A 1,505-nucleotide genomic window follows, 5' to 3' on the forward strand; every position below is an offset into this window, starting at 1 on the left:
CGTCGTCCTGCGCCCAGTCGCGGGAGCGGTCAACCGCGTCGTCCCAGCGGCTGTACAGCTTGTCGACCTCTTTTTGGCCCTTCTCAGGGGTGAACTCACGGTCGATCTGCCAGTTGTCGCGCAGCTCGTCGACGGTGTCCCAGTAGCCGACGGCGAGGCCGGCAGCGTAGGCGCTACCGAGCGCGGTGGTCTCGTCGACCTCCGGGCGCGCGATGTCCGTCTGGATGATGTCGGACTGGAGCTGACAGAGGAAGTTGTTCTTGACCGCGCCGCCGTCGACGCGGAGGCTGGTCGTCTCGACGCCGGAGTCGGCCTCCATCGCCTCGGCGATGTCGCGGGTCTGGTAGGCGATCGATTCGAGCGTCGCCCGGACGATGTGTTCCTTGCTCGTGCCGCGGGTCATCCCGACGATGGTACCGCGAGCGCGACCGTCCCAGTGGGGCGCGCCGAGCCCGGTGAATGCCGGGACCATGTAGACGCCGTCGGTCGAGTCGACCGACCGAGCCAGCTCCGCGGTCTGGGCCGCGTTGTTGATCAGGTCGACGTCTTCGAGCCACTCGATGGCGGCACCGGTGATGAAAATGGAGCCCTCGAGCGCGTATTGGACCGGCTCGCCGGACATCTGGAACCCGACCGTCGTCAGCAGTCCGTGGTCGGACTTTACCGCCTCGTTGCCCGTGTTCATCAGGTAGAACGAGCCGGTGCCGTAGGTGTTCTTCGCGTCGCCCTCGTCGAAGCAGGTCTGGCCGAACAGGGCGGCCTGCTGGTCGCCGAGCGCGCCGGCGACCGGCACTTCCTCGCCGAGGAAGCCGTCGGGGTCCGTGTGGCCGTAGTAGTCCTCGTCGGAGGAGGGGCGCACCTCGGGCACCATCTCCTTCGGCACGTCGAACTCGTCGAGGAGTTCGTCGTCCCACTCCATCTCCCGGATGTTGTACAGCATCGTCCGGGAGGCGTTTGTGACGTCCGTGATGTGGTTGCCCGTCAGGTTGTAGATGAGCCACGCGTCGATCGTTCCCATGACGAGCTCGCCCTCGCGAGCCCGGTCACGGAGGTCGCCGCCGCGGGAGCTCTGCATCTTGAGCGGCTCTGCGTTGTCGAGAATCCACTCGGTCTTGGTCGCAGAGAAGTACGCGTCACACTCCAGTCCCGTCTTCTCGCGGATCTCCTCGACTTTGCCCGCCTCCTGGATCTCTTCGACGCGGTCCGTCGTCCGTCGGTCCTGCCACACGAGGGCGTTGTGGACCGGCTTCCCGGAGTCTTTGTCCCACACGATGGTCGTCTCGCGCTGGTTCGTGATGCCGATCGCGTCGAGCTGCTCGGCTTCGAGCCCCGCGTCCGCGAGCCCGTCGAGAACGACCTGCTGTGTGTTCTCCCAGATCTCGATCGGGTCGTGTTCGACCCAACCCGGGTTCGGGTATATCTGTTCGTGCTGTTCGTAGGCGTTCGCGACGACCTGGCCCTCGTGGTCGAACACCATGAATCGGGTACCGGTCGTCCCCTGGTCT

Annotated in this window: 1 protein-coding gene; it reads right to left on the minus strand. The window is 65.8% G+C overall.

Features of this window, described 5'->3' with window-relative positions; genetic code table 11:
* On the minus strand, positions 1-1,505 hold a 1,505-nt coding region (gene glpK / locus BN903_RS05140; RefSeq protein ID WP_228841019.1), incomplete at both ends, for a glycerol kinase GlpK.

The organism is Halorubrum sp. AJ67 (assembly GCF_000513435.1).